17 protein-coding genes are annotated in these 18,357 nt (G+C 44.3%); 5 read left to right on the plus strand and 12 right to left on the minus strand.

All coding sequences use genetic code 11. The features are described 5' to 3' along the window. Positions 1–229: 229 nt before the first annotated feature. Positions 230–1,861 carry an NAD(P)/FAD-dependent oxidoreductase gene (locus OH460_RS19300; RefSeq protein WP_116871334.1) on the plus strand — a complete coding sequence of 544 codons (1,632 nt, stop codon included), beginning with the start codon at positions 230–232 and terminating at the stop codon, positions 1,859–1,861. Between the two features lie 106 nt (positions 1,862–1,967). On the opposite strand, the gene OH460_RS19305 is transcribed toward OH460_RS19300, so the two are convergent. The 3 genes from OH460_RS19305 to bluB form a co-directional block, all read right to left on the minus strand. Next, complete coding sequence (locus OH460_RS19305; protein ID WP_269999192.1) at positions 1,968–3,431, minus strand: hypothetical protein; 1,464 nt, start codon at positions 3,429–3,431, stop codon at positions 1,968–1,970. Between the two features lie 199 nt (positions 3,432–3,630). Then, the gene (locus tag OH460_RS19310) at positions 3,631–5,286 is read right to left on the minus strand and encodes an ABC transporter substrate-binding protein (RefSeq protein WP_269999193.1); all 1,656 of its coding nucleotides are present in this window, start codon (positions 5,284–5,286) and stop codon (positions 3,631–3,633) included. Positions 5,287–5,488: 202 nt separating this feature from the next. Beyond that, positions 5,489–6,160, minus strand: a complete 672-nt coding sequence (gene bluB, locus OH460_RS19315) for a 5,6-dimethylbenzimidazole synthase (protein ID WP_269999194.1) — start codon at positions 6,158–6,160, stop codon at positions 5,489–5,491. 168 nt (positions 6,161–6,328) lie between these two features. Between bluB and OH460_RS19320 the strand changes: the two genes are divergently transcribed. The 3 genes from OH460_RS19320 (at position 6,329) to OH460_RS19330 (ending at position 8,741) form a co-directional block, all read left to right on the plus strand. Next, the gene (locus tag OH460_RS19320) at positions 6,329–7,534 is read left to right on the plus strand and encodes a DEAD/DEAH box helicase (protein ID WP_269999195.1); all 1,206 of its coding nucleotides are present in this window, start codon (positions 6,329–6,331) and stop codon (positions 7,532–7,534) included. A 108-nt stretch (positions 7,535–7,642) separates the two neighbouring features. Then, positions 7,643–8,047, plus strand: a complete 405-nt coding sequence (locus tag OH460_RS19325) for a PPC domain-containing DNA-binding protein (protein ID WP_269999196.1) — start codon at positions 7,643–7,645, stop codon at positions 8,045–8,047. A gap of 70 nt (positions 8,048–8,117) precedes the next feature. Further along, positions 8,118–8,741 carry a 3'-5' exonuclease gene (locus tag OH460_RS19330; RefSeq protein WP_268663210.1) on the plus strand — a complete coding sequence of 208 codons (624 nt, stop codon included), beginning with the start codon at positions 8,118–8,120 and terminating at the stop codon, positions 8,739–8,741. Positions 8,742–8,827: 86 nt separating this feature from the next. Here the strand turns inward: OH460_RS19330 and OH460_RS19335 are convergent, their stop codons facing one another. Continuing rightward, positions 8,828–9,664, minus strand: coding sequence for a DUF6279 family lipoprotein (locus OH460_RS19335; protein ID WP_269999197.1), 837 nt, complete (start codon positions 9,662–9,664; stop codon positions 8,828–8,830). 276 nt (positions 9,665–9,940) lie between these two features. Here OH460_RS19335 and OH460_RS19340 point away from each other — a divergent pair, with 276 nt between their 5' ends. Then, positions 9,941–10,114, plus strand: a complete 174-nt coding sequence (locus OH460_RS19340; protein WP_269999198.1) for an RNA helicase — start codon at positions 9,941–9,943, stop codon at positions 10,112–10,114. Positions 10,115–10,219: 105 nt separating this feature from the next. Here OH460_RS19340 and dbpA read toward each other — a convergent pair whose 3' ends face one another. From dbpA to OH460_RS19380, 8 genes are all read right to left on the minus strand, one after another. Further along, positions 10,220–11,599 carry an ATP-dependent RNA helicase DbpA gene (dbpA, locus tag OH460_RS19345; protein WP_269999199.1) on the minus strand — a complete coding sequence of 460 codons (1,380 nt, stop codon included), beginning with the start codon at positions 11,597–11,599 and terminating at the stop codon, positions 10,220–10,222. 148 nt (positions 11,600–11,747) lie between these two features. Then, entirely contained in the window at positions 11,748–12,656 is a 909-nt protein-coding gene (locus tag OH460_RS19350; RefSeq protein ID WP_269999200.1) for an aldo/keto reductase, read from the minus strand. 217 nt (positions 12,657–12,873) lie between these two features. Beyond that, positions 12,874–13,440 (minus strand): hypothetical protein, encoded by a 567-nt coding sequence (locus tag OH460_RS19355; RefSeq protein ID WP_269999201.1) that lies wholly within the window; start codon positions 13,438–13,440, stop codon positions 12,874–12,876. 212 nt (positions 13,441–13,652) lie between these two features. Next, positions 13,653–14,597 (minus strand): PstS family phosphate ABC transporter substrate-binding protein, encoded by a 945-nt coding sequence (locus OH460_RS19360; protein WP_269999202.1) that lies wholly within the window; start codon positions 14,595–14,597, stop codon positions 13,653–13,655. Next, positions 14,597–15,235, minus strand: a complete 639-nt coding sequence (locus tag OH460_RS19365) for an OmpA family protein (RefSeq protein WP_017068397.1) — start codon at positions 15,233–15,235, stop codon at positions 14,597–14,599. The genes OH460_RS19360 and OH460_RS19365 overlap by 1 nt, the downstream gene beginning before the upstream one ends. Beyond that, positions 15,235–16,548, minus strand: coding sequence for a TolC family outer membrane protein (locus tag OH460_RS19370; protein ID WP_128164859.1), 1,314 nt, complete (start codon positions 16,546–16,548; stop codon positions 15,235–15,237). Before OH460_RS19370 ends, OH460_RS19365 begins: the two co-directional genes overlap by 1 nt. Positions 16,549–16,580: 32 nt before the next feature. Beyond that, positions 16,581–17,906, minus strand: a complete 1,326-nt coding sequence (locus OH460_RS19375) for an HlyD family type I secretion periplasmic adaptor subunit (RefSeq protein ID WP_268663206.1) — start codon at positions 17,904–17,906, stop codon at positions 16,581–16,583. Continuing rightward, a partial coding sequence (locus OH460_RS19380) for an ATP-binding cassette domain-containing protein (RefSeq protein ID WP_269999203.1) occupies positions 17,899–18,357 on the minus strand: 459 nt, incomplete at its 5' end. The genes OH460_RS19380 and OH460_RS19375, both read right to left, overlap by 8 nt.

Here is an 18,357-nt window from a genome sequence, read left to right on the forward strand (position 1 = left end):
ATTGAAGAATGGGGATAATACTCATCCCAAAGCAAAATTCAACATCATACGGCTCTAATATCATGTCTATTTGCTTCATGTTTCCAAATTAGTATGACAGATAAATCAAATTCTCGTAAAATGCGCGCCATTGTGAGCTTATCGCTTCTTCCCAACATCAGTGTTACACCAAACTCTACATTCACTAGAAGCGGTCTAGCTAAGACACCTATAAGAACGAGACATCGAAATGATACGTTTAACCGAAATTAAACTTCCACTAGACCACGAAGAGTCTGCCATTCAAGAAGCGATTGAAGCGAAGCTTGGCATCAACTCAGATCAGGTTATCTCTTTTAATATCTTTAAACGTGGCTACGATGCTCGTAAGAAATCAAAGATCCTGCTTATCTACACGCTGGACGTTCTCGTTGAAAACGAAGCTGAGCTACTAGAAGCCTTTATCAGCGACCCACACGTAAAAGTGACTCCTGACATGGAGTACAAGTTTGTCGCTAAAGCTGTTGAGAATCAAACTGAGCGTCCTGTTGTTATCGGCTTTGGCCCTTGTGGTCTATTCGCTGGTCTAGTGCTTGCTCAAATGGGTTTCAACCCAATCATCGTTGAGCGTGGTAAAGAAGTTCGTGAACGTACTAAAGATACTTTTGGTTTCTGGCGTAAGCGCACTTTGAACACGGAATCAAACGTACAGTTTGGTGAAGGTGGCGCTGGTACATTCTCCGACGGTAAGCTATACAGCCAAGTAAAAGATCCAAAACACTACGGCCGTAAAGTAATCGAAGAGTTCGTTGCAGCTGGCGCACCAGAAGAGATCCTATACGTAAGTAAGCCGCACATCGGTACCTTCAAACTGGTTACCATGATCGAAAAAATGCGTGCTTCTATCATCGAACTAGGTGGCGAAATCCGCTTCAGCACTCGTGTAGATGACCTTCACATGGAAGATGGCCAAATCACTGGTCTAACACTTTCTAACGGTGAAGAAATCAAATCTCGCCACGTTGTACTGGCTGTTGGTCACAGTGCTCGTGATACATTTGAAATGCTGCATGACCGTGGTGTTTACATGGAAGCGAAACCTTTCTCTGTTGGTTTCCGTATCGAACACAAACAGTCAATGATTGATGAAGCTCGTTTTGGTAAGAACGCAGGCAACCCAATTCTAGGTGCTGCGGACTACAAACTGGTTCACCACTGCAAGAATGGCCGCACTGTATACAGCTTCTGTATGTGCCCAGGTGGTACTGTGGTTGCAGCAACCTCTGAAGAAGGTCGCGTTGTAACTAACGGTATGAGCCAATACTCTCGTGCGGAACGTAACGCAAACAGCGCAATCGTTGTTGGTATCGATCCAGAACGCGATTACCCAGGCGACGCTCTAGCGGGTATCCGTTTACAACGTGAACTAGAAAGCGGCGCGTTTGTACTAGGTGGCGAGAACTACGATGCTCCAGCACAGAAAATTGGCGACTTCCTGAAAGGTCGCGATCCAAGTGCTCTGGGTGATGTACAACCATCATTCACACCGGGTATCCACCTAACGGACATTTCAAAAGCGCTGCCTGACTTTGCAATCGAAGCGATTCGTGAAGCAATCCCAGCGTTCGAGAAGAAGATCAAAGGTTTCTCTACGCCAGACGGCCTACTAACGGGTGTTGAGACTCGTACGTCTTCTCCGGTATGTATCAAGCGTGGCAAAGACTTCCAAAGCATCAACCTAAAGGGCTTCTTCCCTGCAGGTGAAGGCGCAGGTTACGCAGGTGGTATCCTGTCTGCTGGTATCGACGGTATTAAGGTTGCAGAAGCACTTGCACTGTCTATGGCAGAACAGAACCAAGCTGAGAAGATTGAGATCGCTTAAGAGCGCGTTTAATATTATCTAAAGCTAAAAATCCAGTGTCTGATGACACTGGATTTTTTTATTGCGTAAAGCTCTTTATAGTTATTGAGTAACGACTTCGTCAGCGTTACTTACAAGTATCTTTTGACCAATTCACACCATCATCTGAACATTCCATTCGACTTGTTCCATTCTGGTAATAATAACCTTTGGTCCAGTTACCTTGAGAGTATTTAGACGTTATCGTTTGAGTGTAATCAAACGGTGTATTCTCAATATACGCATACTTATGTCTGTTCCAACTATCAGAGCCATAAGAACTATTGTCGTCAAAGTTTACCGAGAGATAATTGAGTGCATCAAAGTCGCTGCGTGAAACGCTACCCAATGAATCACCCAGATTCACCCACTCTGGATGTGGTGCATTATTCTCAAAATTAAACTTCGCTTGTACCTGAGTAAACTGGTCTTTGTAGTCACCGACAACATCTGCCGACAAGGTTTGCATGAAGCCCGATCCAACGTCTTGGCGTGAACAACTTTCCCAATCAGGTTGTTGAGACCAACCACGGTTCAACACACCGAAAGTCGTCAGTGAGTCGGGTAAAACTTGCTGTTTGATGGTCTCTTGCACTGAACATGAGTATTGCGTCCCATCACTACTCAATGAAAACCAAGCTTCCTTGTCATATTCCAAACCATTTTTCTTCTGACCATTACGCTCAATGTGTTTGTTTAACACTAGTTCTGTCTGCAAGTCTGCTGAAACTTCATGTTCGATAACAATAAGCTTATCTGCAGTCATCACTGTTTTAACTTTGTACCACTTATTGATTTCGTTCTTTTTGGAGTAATCCCATTGCTCCCAGTAATAATCCACATACGCTTGTTGGGCTGTCGGGTTCTCTTGTTGAATCTTTTTGGTCTCTTGGTACGACTTTTTGATCGCTGGCATCATTTTCTGCGCTAAATCGTAGAGCTCGGTATTTTGAGCCTTAACGAAATCACCATACAAATCTTCCACTGCGATGTTGTATCGATTCGCAATTCGGAAGTCATGCTCTTTGACATTTTGGACAATGCTATTTTGGGTGTTTACGGCTTGCTTTAAGGCAGAACAACTGTTTAAGCCACCTTTGTATAAGTCGGCTTGAATTTCATTCCATAGAACGGTTGTCAGCGGTGTTGTAGACTTAATTTCTTGATCAGAACTCACCGTCATTACTGGCGGAAATACTAGCTGATAAGGTTCAGTAATAGGCGTGTTGGGGCTATCCGCATCAATAGCGCCTACTGGCACGTTCACTACGATTGGGGCGTAGTCCATACAGTCTGAGTTAGAGCCCGTCAAAGATAGCTCATAACTGCCCTCATGGTCCGTGATGCTGCTAGGCTCACCTTCATCTAGAACACCGTTATAATTGATGTCTAAAAAAGCGGTCGCCCCTGAAATATAACCATCGATAGCCACACCTTGTAAGGTTTTCGTTTGCGGCGCTGGCGTGTTGTTACTACTGCTACCACCGCCCCCTCCGCCACAGGCCGTAAGGCCACCAGCGATAAGTGCGATAGAAATAAGCTTAAGTTTCATTCGATTAGATCCTAATGGAATAGAATTATGAGTGGAAGTGTCATTGGGGGGATGACCGGGAATGACTTTGATAGTCATACTTAGCCATAGTAACGACCGGTGTTAAAAATAAACATGAAAGGGTAATAGACAATTCATGCATGTTTTCCTTTTGACCGCAAAGCTAGCTAGGAAAAACACACACTCAAAGATAGATGAATTACTTCTCGCTCGAAGATATCCATAGCTTATAAAAATCACTATAACCAGTTTGATTTATCTCTACACCATGAACCTCAACACTGTTAGATACCTTTTCTTTGCCGTGGAATAACGGACAAAGTAGCTTCTGTTGATAGAGCGACTGTTCAATTTGTCTCAGCTCGTCAATTGGACTATCGCTACCGACAGCTGAGCGAACTTTCTCACAATGTGTTTTCATCTCTGCTCTGTTAAAAATAAATCTGAGTCCAGACGAGGCAAGCAACCAGTCGTAAAGACCATACTCTTTTGGCTGTTCAATTATCTCTTCGATAAACAACAAGTCTGCCGAATCACTCATTGAACTAGGATCACTAATATTTGGAAGTTCAATGACTTCAATCATCACACCCGTTTTTGCAATAGTGTTCTCTAACCAGTCCACCATATCTTGAAGCAAAGGAATCGTCATTTTAGGTCGAGTTAACACAACAGTGCCCGTCAAAATAGGAATGGGATTGCTGCGTATTAATTTACTAGGCGAGAAAGAGAGATCATCCGTCACCATATCAGCATCAAACTCTTTACTGCTGGATTTGATAAACGATACCAGCCTGTCGAGTTCTTCAGGGGTTATACCCGAGTTTTCTCTACGATTAACCGCAAGGTAAGAAAGTGCATTAATCATAGTTTCTTCAGCAACACCAGATTGATTAAAACTCAGAGTGTGGTCATTCAAACCTTCTATGTCGGTGAGCGTTATCTGTTCTAACAAAGCATTTTGAGCGAAGTAACCACGATGACGTTTGAGAACTAACCTCTCTTCGCTCCAGTCATCTAACGAGAAAGGGCCGGTCCCGATATAAGCACTTCGGCCACTAGAGAAATACGTCCGCTTACAACGATAAATAGATGCATGAGCACTGCACAACGCATAAAGAAACATTGGATTAGCGTTTGTCAGTTCAATAATCAGTTGTTTATCACCCACCACTTGTACATCACGAACTTGTTCAAATAACGACCGCACCGGACCATCAATACTTTTTAACCGCAATAAGCATTGAGCAACATCTTTGGGAGTTAAAGTATTACCGTCATGGAATAGTACATTTGGTCTCAACCAAAAATGCAGAAAGCGCCCTTCCATCTTCCAATGATGTGCGAGGCTAGCTTGAGGCTTACCCTCATGATCTTGGACTAACAGAGTATTGTAGAGGCTTCTTAAGATGTGATGCTCAGCCGTTCTGTACGTTTCGGCGGGCTCAAGGTTATCAACCCATGGGTATTGAGTAATCAATAAATGTTCATTTTGCTCATTGAACAGACTATGTTTTTCAGTCGCCAACGTCAGTGCTTTTATTGCAGGTGCACCATAGTTTTCTAAAAAACGGGGAATAGCGTTAAAACGACCTTGCTCTAAATGCTGTACCAAAACTTGTTCTAACGCTTCGGAAAAACTGACTAGGATTCGGAACTGGCTAAGCTTGCCTCGACCTTTAGATGGAATCCAACAAATCCAGTGATATTCAGACAAGCACTTAAGAATGATCGAAGTGTTTCTACGAGAAGTCGATAGCGAGTGTTCTAGATCATCGATCGTTAGGTGATACTCTTCACCTAATTCATACTTTGCAATAAGCTGCTGAAGTCTACGTAAGTTAGCGTCGTTCAATGGATATCCGAATTAAGCGTCTAGAGGAACGAGAATAGCTGTAACCCAAATGGGAGGTCTATTTACTCATTCAAGTTGGAATATGCTTTATGAAACTGTTGATATAAATAATATCAAGATCCAACTTAATTTATAAACACCTCTTTTAGCAAACAAAATAATCAATGATCGTGCATATTCAGTGACAAAAATAAGTGGGAGATTAATCCTCCACCGGATTCGCTATTTGCTCTGCATTCCACTTACCTTCATGAATCGCTGAATTGACGTCTCTTCTTGGTAGCCAACCCATGGTTTCAAGTTCTGGTTTATCTTTGAAGTGATCAACGTAGCCAATACACAGATACGCCACAATATCGATGTTTTCCGGGATATCCAGGGCGTCTCGCAGTACTGAATCGTGAATAATGCTCACCCAACCTAACCCAAGGTTTTCAGCTCTTGCCGCGAGCCACAAGTTTTGAACCGCACATACGGTACTGTACAGATCCATCTCTTGTTTGATGGTTCTGCCTAAAACTACTTTTCCGGTTCGGTTGCGATCGCAAGTCACGCAGATTCCGATAGGCGATTCAACAATACCTTCAAGCTTTAATCGCTTATACATTGCCTGCTTTTCATCGGTGAACATTTCCGCTGATTCGGCATGCGCTTGGTTAAAACCGGCTTTGATTTGTTGCTTGGTTTCGATATCACGGACAACAACAAAATCCCAAGGCTGCATAAATCCAACACTGGGAGCATGGTGCGCTGCGGTTAGCACACGCATCAGAACGTCTTCTGGGATCTCATCAGGGAGAAACTGACCACGAACATCTCGGCGAGAAAAAATCGTTTTATATACGGCTTCGCGTTCATTTGGTGTAATTTCCATACTTCCCTGTCTTATCGTCGTCTTAATTGAGCCAGTATTATCCAACTAAAGTGTCTATGTTGCTAGTAGTACACAAGCAACATGGTAGAATGCCGCCATTAATCTTATCCTTGTATAAGATTGTTGAACCTTTCCATCGCTATTTAGCCAAACCATACCGAGAAACTTATGCCATTTTCCAAGCTTGGATTAAGCTCACCTATTGTTAAAGCCGTTGCAAAACAAGGCTACGAAAAGCCAACCTCTATTCAAGAAAAAGCAATTCCGATTGTACTTTCTGGTAAGAACCTTATTGCGGCAGCACAAACGGGTACAGGTAAAACTGCGAGCTTTGTTCTCCCTATCTTAGAAATGCTAAGCAAAGGTGAAACGCAACGTAAGAAACGCATCCGTGCGGTGATCCTTACACCAACGCGTGAGTTGGCGGTTCAGGTTGAGCAAAACATCAAGAAGTACGCGAAGTTTCTAAACTTAACGTCTTTAGCAATGTACGGTGGCGTCTCTTACCAACATCAAAAAGATCGTCTGATTGAAGGTGTTGATATTCTAGTGGCAACACCAGGACGTTTGATCGACATGTACGGACAGCGCGCGGTTCACTTTGATGAAGTTGAAGTGTTAGTACTGGATGAAGCAGACCGTATGCTAGACATGGGCTTCATCGAAGACATCAACAAGATCATCGCTCGCTTACCGCAAGATGTGCAGAACCTGCTGTTCTCAGCAACCCTTTCGACACCAGTACGTGCACTAGCGAAGAGTGCTATCAGTGATGCTGAAGAGATTTCAATTGCCAAGACAGACGCTTCGAAAGCGAACATTGAGCAATGGCTAGTAACAGTAGATAAAGACCGTAAGTCTGCACTACTGAGCCACATGATTACTGAAGGTAACTGGGATCAAGCGCTTATCTTTATCGAAACTAAACATGGTGCTGCAAAATTGGTTGCTCAACTTGAGAAACGTGGCATTCAAGCTGAAGCGTTCCACAGTGGACGTAGCCAAGCGATTCGTGAAAAGATCTTAGCGGACTTTAAGAAAGGTCAGCTTAAGTTCCTAGTGGCAACGGGCGTTGCTGCACGTGGTATTGATATCGATAACCTACCACGCGTTGTTAACTACGATATGCCTTTCCCAGCAGACGACTACGTTCACCGTATTGGCCGTACAGGCCGTGCTGATGCAACGGGTGAAGCGATCTCTTTCTTGTCAAAAGATAACTTCAAGAACCTATGCATTATTGAAAAGCGCCTTGGTCACTTAATTGAACGCCGCGTGGTTGAAGGTTTCGAACCACGTAAAGAAGTGCCTATTTCGGTGCTGAACTTTGTTCCTAAGAAGAAAAGAGAACAGCAAGAAAAAGAAGGAAAGTAATTAACCGAGCTTGATTTCAAGCCACAGCGTATTGCCAAATTATGACAAAACGAAGCCAACTAAGGCTTCGTTTTGTTCTGTAAACCAGTGAGAGTTAGAGGGAAGGCAATGATCACCCCAATTGCAACACGATTAACCCGAGGCCAAGACTTAAAGCTTGAGCTACAAAAGCTAGTGACCAAACATAACGTCGCAGCGGGCTCTATTGCATCTTGTGTGGGCTGCGTTTCCCAACTCAATATTCGCTTGGCAAACGCAAACCACACAAAGTTAATTCAAGCACCGTTCGAAATTGTGTCTGTCATGGCAACGCTAACGCCGAACCACCAGCACGTTCACATTTCGGTAGCTGATGAGAATGGCGATGTGATTGGTGGTCATTTACTTGAAGGAACCATCATCGCAACCACCGCTGAATTGATTCTTCATCGCTACGATACCTTGACCTTCAGCAGAGAGCATGATGATTCGACAGGTTACACTGAGCTCAATATCAGTGATAACCCACAATAAGCTGGCTACGCCGAAGGCAATACCAACGCTTATATAAAGCGATACAGATAAACAGTTATTAGGAAACACCATGGCTCCACACTCCGCAGACTCCGTTATCGTTCTCGATTTCGAAACCACTGGCTTGTCCCCGAATATGGGCGATCGAGCGATAGAAATTGGTGCCGTAAAACTTGTTAACGGCGAAGTGGTCGACACCTTTCAACAACTGATGAACCCGGGATTTCGCGTGAGTGGGTTCATTGAGGGCTATACCGGAATCACTAATCGTATGTTAAGCACTGCTGCAAGCTGTGGAGAAGTGATGGATGAATTTGCAGACTTCATTCAAGACAGCCAATTAGTCGCTCATAATGCCTCATTTGATAAGCGCTTTCTTGATGCAGAGTTAGAAAATATTGGTCGTGATTACAGTGGACAATTTGCATGCTCAATGCTGATCGCTCGCCGCCTTATCCAAGACGCACCAACTCATAAGTTAGGTGACCTTGTGCGTTTCAAGAGTATCGACAACGATGGTACTTTCCACAGAGCGTTAGCCGATTCAGAGATGACAGCAAGACTATGGTTATTAATGATTGATGAGCTGCAGAGTGACCACGGTATACATCAACCTAGCTTCCAGTTGATGCAGAAAATATCGAAGACAGCCAAAGGTGCAATTCCAAAGCTCCTGATGAGTAGCCGAGGTTAAGTGCATTCGCAATAATTAGAATAAGTAAAGGCTGCTCTATATTTCTAGAGTAGCCTTTTCTTTTATTGGCAAGGCTTAGTTGCGCCCTACTCTTGCAAGGTAATCAATGTTGACTCAAGGCTCTCTAATTCATTCATGAAATAAGACCATTGCTTATCACTACTTACCGCTGTGATATCCACTAAAAACTTGGCGGATGTCTGCATATTCTTGGTAAGTTGAGATTCCAAACCGTCAGGGTAATAAGACTCATTGTTCAAAAGCAACTTCATAATAATCGGCTGAGAGATGTGCAAGTCGCTCTTCTTTTCCATCAGTAGAGTGAGATCTTGATAAGTATTGTTTTGATATTCTCGCCAACTAGCGTTGGTATTTATCCACTCTTGAGACCAAGCCACAATGATCTGTTGTTGTTCTTTTGATACCGATCCTAACCATCGCTCAAGTCGTTCCTCTATTCGCTCGCGATATCGCTCTCTAGAATCATCATCATTCAAAGACAATCTCTCTTCGTAAAACTCTTGCTGCTTTTTTCTAAATTTCTTTAAGAATTCGCTATCTTGTTTAGGGTTAAGTTGCATACTTAACGCGTAAATGTCAGGAGAGAATTTATTAACGATGGTTCGAATGTGATTTTTTATTTGCTCACTTTGTTCAACAATAAAAGCGGGGCTCAACTCTGAACGATTAATACTTTGCAGCACTTCTATCTGTTCAATATAAAGTGGTAGCTGAGTTTCTTTATGCCAAGCTTGCAATGAATCTAAGCGCGCTTCTAACTCAGACTCTTGGCTATTGGATAACGAAACAAAGTCTTCTATGTAACTCACCGCAAACCAACTGATGTTGTTATAAGCGAATTTAGTGCCGCATCCAACAAATAGGAAACAGACAAATAGAAGTAACCAACGGCATTTTCTCATTACACCCTCTCACAGCCTATGACTAATCAGTAAACCCAAACGACAAAATAGAATTACTCTTGATCTTATAACATTAGCTATAAAAGCAAGTTCTCGTAAAACTTTCAGATAAATTGAGACTTAGCCTTGCCAAATAAGCCATTTCGGCAAATGATTAAAATAAAACCTATTGTTAGCAGTGATGTTATTCGGCTTTTTTACTTATTTGAAATGCACGCTGGAAATAGTTGCACGATTTAAATGAGTATCGAATGAACAGTATTTGGGAGGGAAGCTATGACCGCTATTCCTGAAAATACCAGCGCGTTAGAATACGAGCTTTGCTATTTTGACGATGGGAAAGTAACTACCATGACAATAATAGCGAGCAACCGACAGGAAGCGATGACTTGGTATCTAAACGAAGGGAAACATCTGAACGACCTTTATTCGATAAGGCCCGATGAATAGAGAGCAGATTAATCGTTATATAGAATGGGTAAATAGACCAACCCATTGAGAAACACCCTTTACTGCACCGTGCTTAACGTGACAGTAAAGGGCTAGAATCTCGAATTACTTCAGAATTCGGGCGCGGAATTGACGGCCCTTCATTTTGCCTGATTCGATCTTATTCAATGCTTTCTTAGCAACAGAGCGCTCTACCGCTACGTAAGCACGCATTGCGAATAAGTTAATCTTACCTACCGACTTGCCTTCGATACCACCTTGACCAGTCAATGCGCCAAGGATATCACCTGCACGAAGCTTGGCTTTCTTACCACCATCAATTTGGATCGTCACCATGTTTGAGTAGTATGGTTTTGCGATTGGTTTCGCTGGTAGTTCAGATGGCTCGATTGGCATGTCCATGTACTCATCAATTTGAGCCACACGGTACATCTCTTTTTCGCTAAAGAAGCTGATAGCCACTCCTTTGCTACCTGCACGACCTGTACGACCAATGCGGTGTACGTGGACTTCTGGGTCACGAGACAGCTCGAAGTTGAATACTGCATCTAGGTTATCAACGTCTAGACCACGAGCCGCAACGTCTGTCGCAACTAGAATCGAGATGGTTTTGTTTGAGAACTGAACCAAAGCTTGATCACGTTCACGCTGCTCCATGTCGCCATGCAGCTCGATAACACTGAAGCCACGGTGGCTAAGTTCGTCAGTTACGTTCTGTACTTCTTTCTTAGTGTTACAGAACACAACCGCAGATTCTGGTTGGTGATGAAGTAACAGCAACTCTAGAGCGTCATCACGAGCTTCAGAACCCTCTAACTTGTAGAAGTGTTGTTGGATGCTTGAGTGATCGTGCGTTGATTCAACCTTCACCATTTCAGGGTTACGCATGATGCGGTCTGCAACAGATTTGATCTGTTTAGGGAAAGTCGCACTGAATAGCAGAGTTTGACGTTCTTTTGGTGCTGCATCGATAACTGCATCCAACGCGTCTTGGAAGCCCATCTCTAGCATGCGGTCCGCTTCATCTAACACAAGCGTGTTCAGCTCAGACAAGTCAATGCGGCCTTTCTCTAGGTGATCGAGAATACGACCTGGTGTACCTACAAGAATGTGCGCGCCATGCTCTAGTGAACCAATCTGTGGCCCCATTGGCATACCGCCACATAGTGTCAGCACTTTAATATTGTGAATGCCACGAGCAAGAGTGCGAATCTCTTTTGCTACTTGGTCTGCCAGTTCACGAGTCGGACATAACACTAAAGACTGAACACGGAAACGCTTAACGCGCAGGTTTTGTAGCACGCCTAAACCAAAAGCAGCTGTTTTACCTGAACCCGTTTTACCCTGACCGATAACGTCCTTGCCATTTAGGATAGTAGGAAGACTTAACGCTTGGATCGGCGTCATTTCAGTATAACCAAGAGAATCTAACGTGTTTAGAAGCTCTGGTTTAAGGGCGATTGAAGAGAATTTTGAAGTGCTCAATGGAAATATCCAACTGGTGAAAAACAGAGTGCATTATGAGTGTTTTTGAAAATTATTCCACCTTAATCACAGTTTTGGAGAAACATGTTAGGCGAACACAAAAAAGCCAGCTTACTTAGCTGGCTTTGATTTCTAAACGAATGGCTTTCTATGGCACACCGTGACCTTTAGATGCAACCCATACTCGATACCACTGTTCGCGCGTCAGCTCGATTTTCAGTGCATCAACAGCTGTCTTAACGCGTTCAATCTTACCAGAGCCAATAATCGCAATTGGATTAGACGGTAAACGACGAACCCACGCGTAGATGACTTGATCAATGCTATCAGCACCCACTTCTAAACGAATCGCCTCAAGCTCTTCACGAACGCGAACCGCTTGTGCAGACTCACCACTGAAGATGCTACCGCCACCTAGGCAAGACCACGCCATTGGACGAGTGCGGTTCATTTGCAGCTGATCAAGCGTGCCATCATGGGCAACGTCGAAATTCAATGGGTTGATTTCAACTTGGTTAGTCACCAAAGATTTGCCCAGTCGAGATTGCAGTAGCTCGAACTGTCGTGGCGAAAAATTAGAAACACCAAAGTGTTTAACTTTACCGACTTTGTGCAGCTCAGCGAACGCTTCCGCCACTTCATCAGCATCCATCAATACATCAGGACGGTGAATCAGCAGCACATCGATATCGTGAACGCCTAGACGCTCTAATGAGTTATTTACTGATTGGTAGATATGCTGTGCGCTGGTGTCGTAGTGATTGATCTTACGCTCAGGAGTGTGGTCACCACACAGATTGATATCGCACTTGGTGACAATTTGAATCTCGTCACGAAGGCCAGGCTCTAGTGCGAGTGCCTCACCAAACAACTTTTCACATTGGTAGTTACCATAGATGTCTGCATGATCCACCGTTGTGATACCAAGATCTATGTGTTGCTTAAGGAAAGCTAGACGTTGTTTCGGGGTCATGCCCCACTCTGCTGTACGCCAGTATCCTTGCACCAACTCAGATACTTCTGGGCCTTGTGGCGCTATCGTTACTTTTGCAACCATGGGTTGTCTCCTTTATCAATACTGAGCGTATCCTATGCTCGTTTTACCGAGGGCTCAACGTTTAACAAATGGCAAAGGTAAACGCTTGCTAAAACTGTGAGAGCAACAGAAAAACCAACACTCAAATCAATAATAACTTGCTGTCTGGCTCTCAGGCGTTCTACGAAAAAGGTGGTTTACTCGAATGAAAAATAACACTTTCTATAAATTTGAGTGATTAAAAGCGATTAAGTTCCACGGTCAGACTCGCACCATCGCTAATGACCTCAACCCAAGGTGATTCAACATTAGGGACATTCCACCGGCTTATTTGCTCCGAAGAGTTGTGCGAACCATTCATAAACTCGATCAACCGCTTGTCCACGACGTCAGCACTTACTCCTTCCCTTTCTGCCTGCTCAAGTTGGCTCACAACATCGAACTCATCTTCCCCAATACGAATTGAACTGAGCGCAAAACCATCTTGGCGTAGGTAAGCTTGAAGTTTGGTATAACTTAATTTGGAATATGACAGGGTGAAACGAACGGCTTCAACACTTGATTCTCTTAAGTCTAACTCTACATACACATCAAGATCGTAGTACTGCGTTAGGTGACTGCACAACTGAGTGCCTTCGATTTCGCCACAATCCATTAAATCTATGTCGTTAATATAGTGCTGGGAACTAGGCTGAGAGGGACTCGTGTTAAACACGGTTCGCAGCCACCAGCTTTCACTCGCGTATACAGAGAAAGACAATATATTGAGAGCTAATAGTATGGTGAGGGCAGAAAGACTTTTCATTAATGTTGCTTATTCAAATCACTAGACGTGACTCATTATACGTGACCAATCAACCAGCAACCTGTTGAGCCACAAATTTTAGGCGAAAAAAAAAACGGGCATACATGCCCGCTAAATAAATTCATCGCCGAATAACGTAATCCGTCACGTTGAGAACCATTACGGAAGTGAGAATAGCACTCTTTCATAACAGTTACAACACGACGTTCCAATTATTTATAACCACCTTCTATAGCCGGCTCTTCAAGCGACAATCTCACTTTGTTACGTTGAATCGCTTCTGGTGGCAAACTGATGAAACCGTACTGATTCAACACTTCTTGATGTGCTTCTGAAAGAGTTAGGTCAATAAAGAATTTCTCTTGTTCAGTAAACCCTTTGCGGTGTGCAGGGATGTTCAAGTACATGTAGTACACAGTAGCTAATGGGTAACGCCCAGAGAGGATGGTCTCTTTGTTAAGGTCGTAATTTACCCCTAAGTTATCGACAACACTTAGCCATTTCACATCAGAGATTTGATCCGAGTATACGGTGTAACCAATCGCCGCCTCTTCGTCTTCAATCTTGTTTATAAGATGCGGCAAGTCCGATAGGAATTGAGTATGTGCATATTCTCCATCGGTTCCGCACTCAACCCAACTCGAAAAGGTGGTATGCCCCTTCAGGTTATGATCAATGGCGAAAGGCAACATATGAGTGTCGAGGCTTTCGCCGTTGCGAGCATCACTACTTGACGACCATTTAGGGTGCTTAGGATCATTCGAGCATCCAAACACGTCGATAAGTTCAGCAACCGTAATGGATGTAGCAGGGTTATCCTCATTGGCCAAAATTGCAATCACATCGGCTGTAAACATTAGCTCTGTTGGTCTATAGCCATAGCGCATATCAAACCTTGCCATCTCTTTGTCGGTCCACTTTTTCGAAGTAATACCCACACGCGAACGCTGCATGATCATTTGTTCTGGCACGCTGTCACTCAACAAAAGCTCCAAGTCGATCTCTTGACTCTTAAGCAAGTCTTCAACCAAGGCTTCCATATTAGGCTCAATAGCGACTAAGCCGATCTCAGTGACGTCATTCGCCAATATTACTGGTGAGAAAAAGACCGGTATAGTGGCAAGCAGTAAGCCAGATTTATTCGATAGACTCTTCATTACTGGCCTCCTTCCGGATCAATCATTATCTTAGATTCAACGTCACTGTTACTATCTAGCTGCATCTCTGAGGTGAAAATATTCCAAGATGGATTCACTTCCATACTCTCGGTTTTTAACACAGCAATGGTTCTACGTTTTCGCTTGTGCAGATGCTGAGTTAGGCTAGTGATCTGCGTAAATTCTTGTTCAAAGATACGCTTACTATCGATTCCGCGGTCGATCAGTGCGTCTCGGATAACGCCCGTTCTTTTCTTAGCCAATGCCTTGTTGTAAGTGTTGGTACCCTCTGAGCTGGTGTCACCCACCAAGGTTACTGAAGCGTCCGGTTGCTCACCAAGCAAACGAACTAGCTCATTCAACACCGCTGTATGCTCTGGTTTAAGGTCGTGCTTATCGAAATCAAATGCCACGCTGAGTACTTCAACGTCTTCTACTATCTTCCAGTTAGCACAGCCTTTGATATCAACGGTTACGCCTTCAGGTGTGTCTGCACACAGGTCTCGTTGGTTGATGACACCATCACGGTCGTTATCCGCTAAATCATCAATTTGGTGGCGAGTCATGGTGGTGTCTGGCGTTTCTGCACAGCCCATCAACAAAATAGAACTAAGTAGTGCGAGTTTAAAATGTTTCATTACTTGTTCTCCCCTTGCCACTCTTCTGGGTGTTCAACCCTCAATGCGTAGGTCAACATACCCATCGCATTCAATACTCGGTATGCCGCTAATGTCTGATCGTATTCAGTGCTGATGAAATTTCGTCGAGCTAAGAAAACCTCGACCTTGGCATCGAGAACATCCAGTAGACTTCGTCTGCCGACATTAAATTGCTGGATATAACCTAGCTCGGCTATTTTGGCAGCATCAACGTTCTGTTGAAGCAAAGACTTTTGCTGTTCGAGCATTTTGTAAGCATTCCAAGCGAGTTGAGTCCCCTCTTTCACTTCGCGCTCAGTTCTGACTCGAATCGCTCTAGCCTCTTCTACGCGCCACGCTGACGATTCGACACGTGAATCTGTAGAAAAACCATTAAACAGATCGTAATCCATGGTCAGCATGATTCGCGCATCTTCGTCGACGCCACCCGGCGGGTTTGAGACGTTGTCATTCTTATTCGCGTGAAGCTCTAATTTGACCTCTGGGTAGTAATCGCCTTTCTCTCTACGCATCTCTTTACGAGCGGCATCGATATCAAGCAACGAGGCTTTGATTTCAGGATGGTTCTCTACCGCCTGTTCAAGAGCCACTTCAGCAGAACTTGGTAACAGAGCGTAATCAAAACGTGGATACACCAAGTTCACCGCAGGCTTACCCACTAATCGTAAGTACTGGGTCTGCAAATCAAACAGATTGTTTTGAGCCGCGATCAATGAAGATTGTGCCGTCGCGACACGAGCTGAGATCTGAGCTAAGTCTGAATTACTACTTAAACCTTTGCTCTTTTTATCTTGGATATCTTGATAGATCTCTTGGTGCTCTTTCACGTTACGTTTAGAGAGCTCCAAAAGCGTCTCTGCTTTCAAAATATCAAGGTAGTTTCGAACCACATCCAGTGACACATTTTCAGCACGAGAAATCAGCGTTAAACGCTCCGCTTCCGCTTCATAGGTTAAACGGTCGACATTCGAGGTCGTTTTGAAACCATCGAACAGCAGCTGAGAGACTTTAACGCCAATTTCAGTTCGTGTTAGGCCTCGGTCGTCGGTATCAAGTTTGCTGCCGCTGTTATAGCGCGTCTCTTCATAACCCGCTGCTGCATATAAATTGACTTGTGGCATATACAAGCCACTCGCCGCATCTCCGTCTCGTATTACCGATTGGTATCTGGAGTACTGCGCCAATATCTCTGGACTATAGTCAATGGCAAAGGCCACCGATTCTTCTAATGAGGCAGCTTGAGAAAGCCCGCTCATTAGTAAGCAAGAAGAGAGTAAGAATTTTGAATGCATTACACTTCCTTTTATATTTATGCTGACGCACTTCATCGCTCGCGAAGTGAGTTTTCCTTAGCTCGTAAAATAGGTTTTAACCAATAACTCAATACTGTTTTTTCACCGGTTAAGATATCAACCGCCACTTGCATCCCTGGGATAATGCTAAAGGCAGAGTTTTGTTGCTGGTCTTCGTTTAATTGAATATGGGCTCGGTAATATGCGTTGCCGTCTTCAGTTTGCAAGGCATCGGCACTCACGTAGGTCACCTCGCCTTTTAGCCCGCCATAAATCACAAAATCGTAAGCCGAAAACTTAATGGTGGCGTCTAACCCTTTGTGAACAAAGGCAATATCTTGAGGGGAGATCTTAGCTTCCACAATCAGCTGACTGTTGGATGGGATCAGCTCAATAATCGGCTCACCAGGGCGGACAACACCACCGATGGTGCGAACAAAGATCTCTTTCACCGTGCCGTCGACAGGCGCTACGATTTCCGTTCGCTTAAGTTGGTCGGCAATTGCCTGTTGGCTTTCGTTAAGTTGCGCGATTTTGCTGGTTACTTCGTTGAGCTGACCTTGCACCTTGGTTCTAAAGTCCAATGCGATGCTGCGGTGGTCAGCAATAGATTCCGAATACGCCGCCATCTGTTTCTGAGCTGCCACTCTTGAGCTCGCAATATCACCTTTAAGCTTTACAACGTCACGATTCAGTTTTAATAACTCAACTTCTGCAACCGCACCGCTGGCCACCACATCTTTGAGCATGTTGCGCTCTCGAATCACGATATCTAAGCTGCTCTCAAGAGTCTGAATATTATTCAACGTATCAACACGAGCCTGAGCTTGTTGCTCAATACGCAATGCCGCCTCTTCCAGCTCCGACTTCAATTGCCCCAAGCGCTCAAGGTAGTTCGCTTTGGCGTTCATTAATGCAGGATGGCTTGATACATCAACGGCAATGTCTTGTGGCACCAATACCACTCGCTCATACCACTCTTTAGCATCGTTGTTTAAAACCACAGTCGAGAGTTCAGCTCTTAGCCTTAACTGCTGAGCCAGTAAGGTATCCGCTTGTTGAGCCGACTCTAAAAATGCCGCTTTAAAACGCGTGTCTTCTAATTTCGCCAGAGGCTGCCCTTTCACCACAGATTGACCTTGTCGCACCATGATCTCTTGAACCAAACCGCCTTCTAAGCTCTGGATCGTTTGTACGGAAAGGCTAGGCACCACTTTGCCTTCACCAATCACCACTTCTTCGAGAGTTGCCCACGTCGCCCAGCCAATGATCGACACAATCAACAGTGCACTTAGCCAAATCAACTTACGTGAACGAAATGCTAAGTGGTTATTGGTCCATTGAATATCGTTACTCATGACGACCTCCTTTCACCACTGAAACCGTCTTAAAGCGGCTCGCCCCCTTAGGGACACTTTTCTTCTGTAGCGATAGAATATCTTTCGGTTCACCTTCCGCGACTATCTGTCCTTTATCTAACACAATCACGCGGTCACACATCATCAAGAAGGAAGATTTGTGCGAGCTGATCAGCATAGACGTCTCTCTCGGCATGCTTTGCAGTGCATTGAAGAACTGTATTTCAGCTTGGTTATCTAGCGCGCTGGTTGGTTCATCCATGATCAATAATTTTGGACAGCGGTAGAGTGCTCTTGCAATGGCAACAGCTTGACGTTGGCCCCCAGAGAGCAACCGGCCGCCCTCACCAACTGGCGTTTCTAAGCCATTACTTAAACGCCCCATATAGCCGTTCAAACCCGACTGCTGTAATGCCTGTCTTAGCTTCTCTTCATCGACATTCGTTGCACC

Source organism: Vibrio sp. Makdt (assembly GCF_027587015.1).
GTDB lineage: Bacteria > Pseudomonadota > Gammaproteobacteria > Enterobacterales > Vibrionaceae > Vibrio > Vibrio chagasii_B.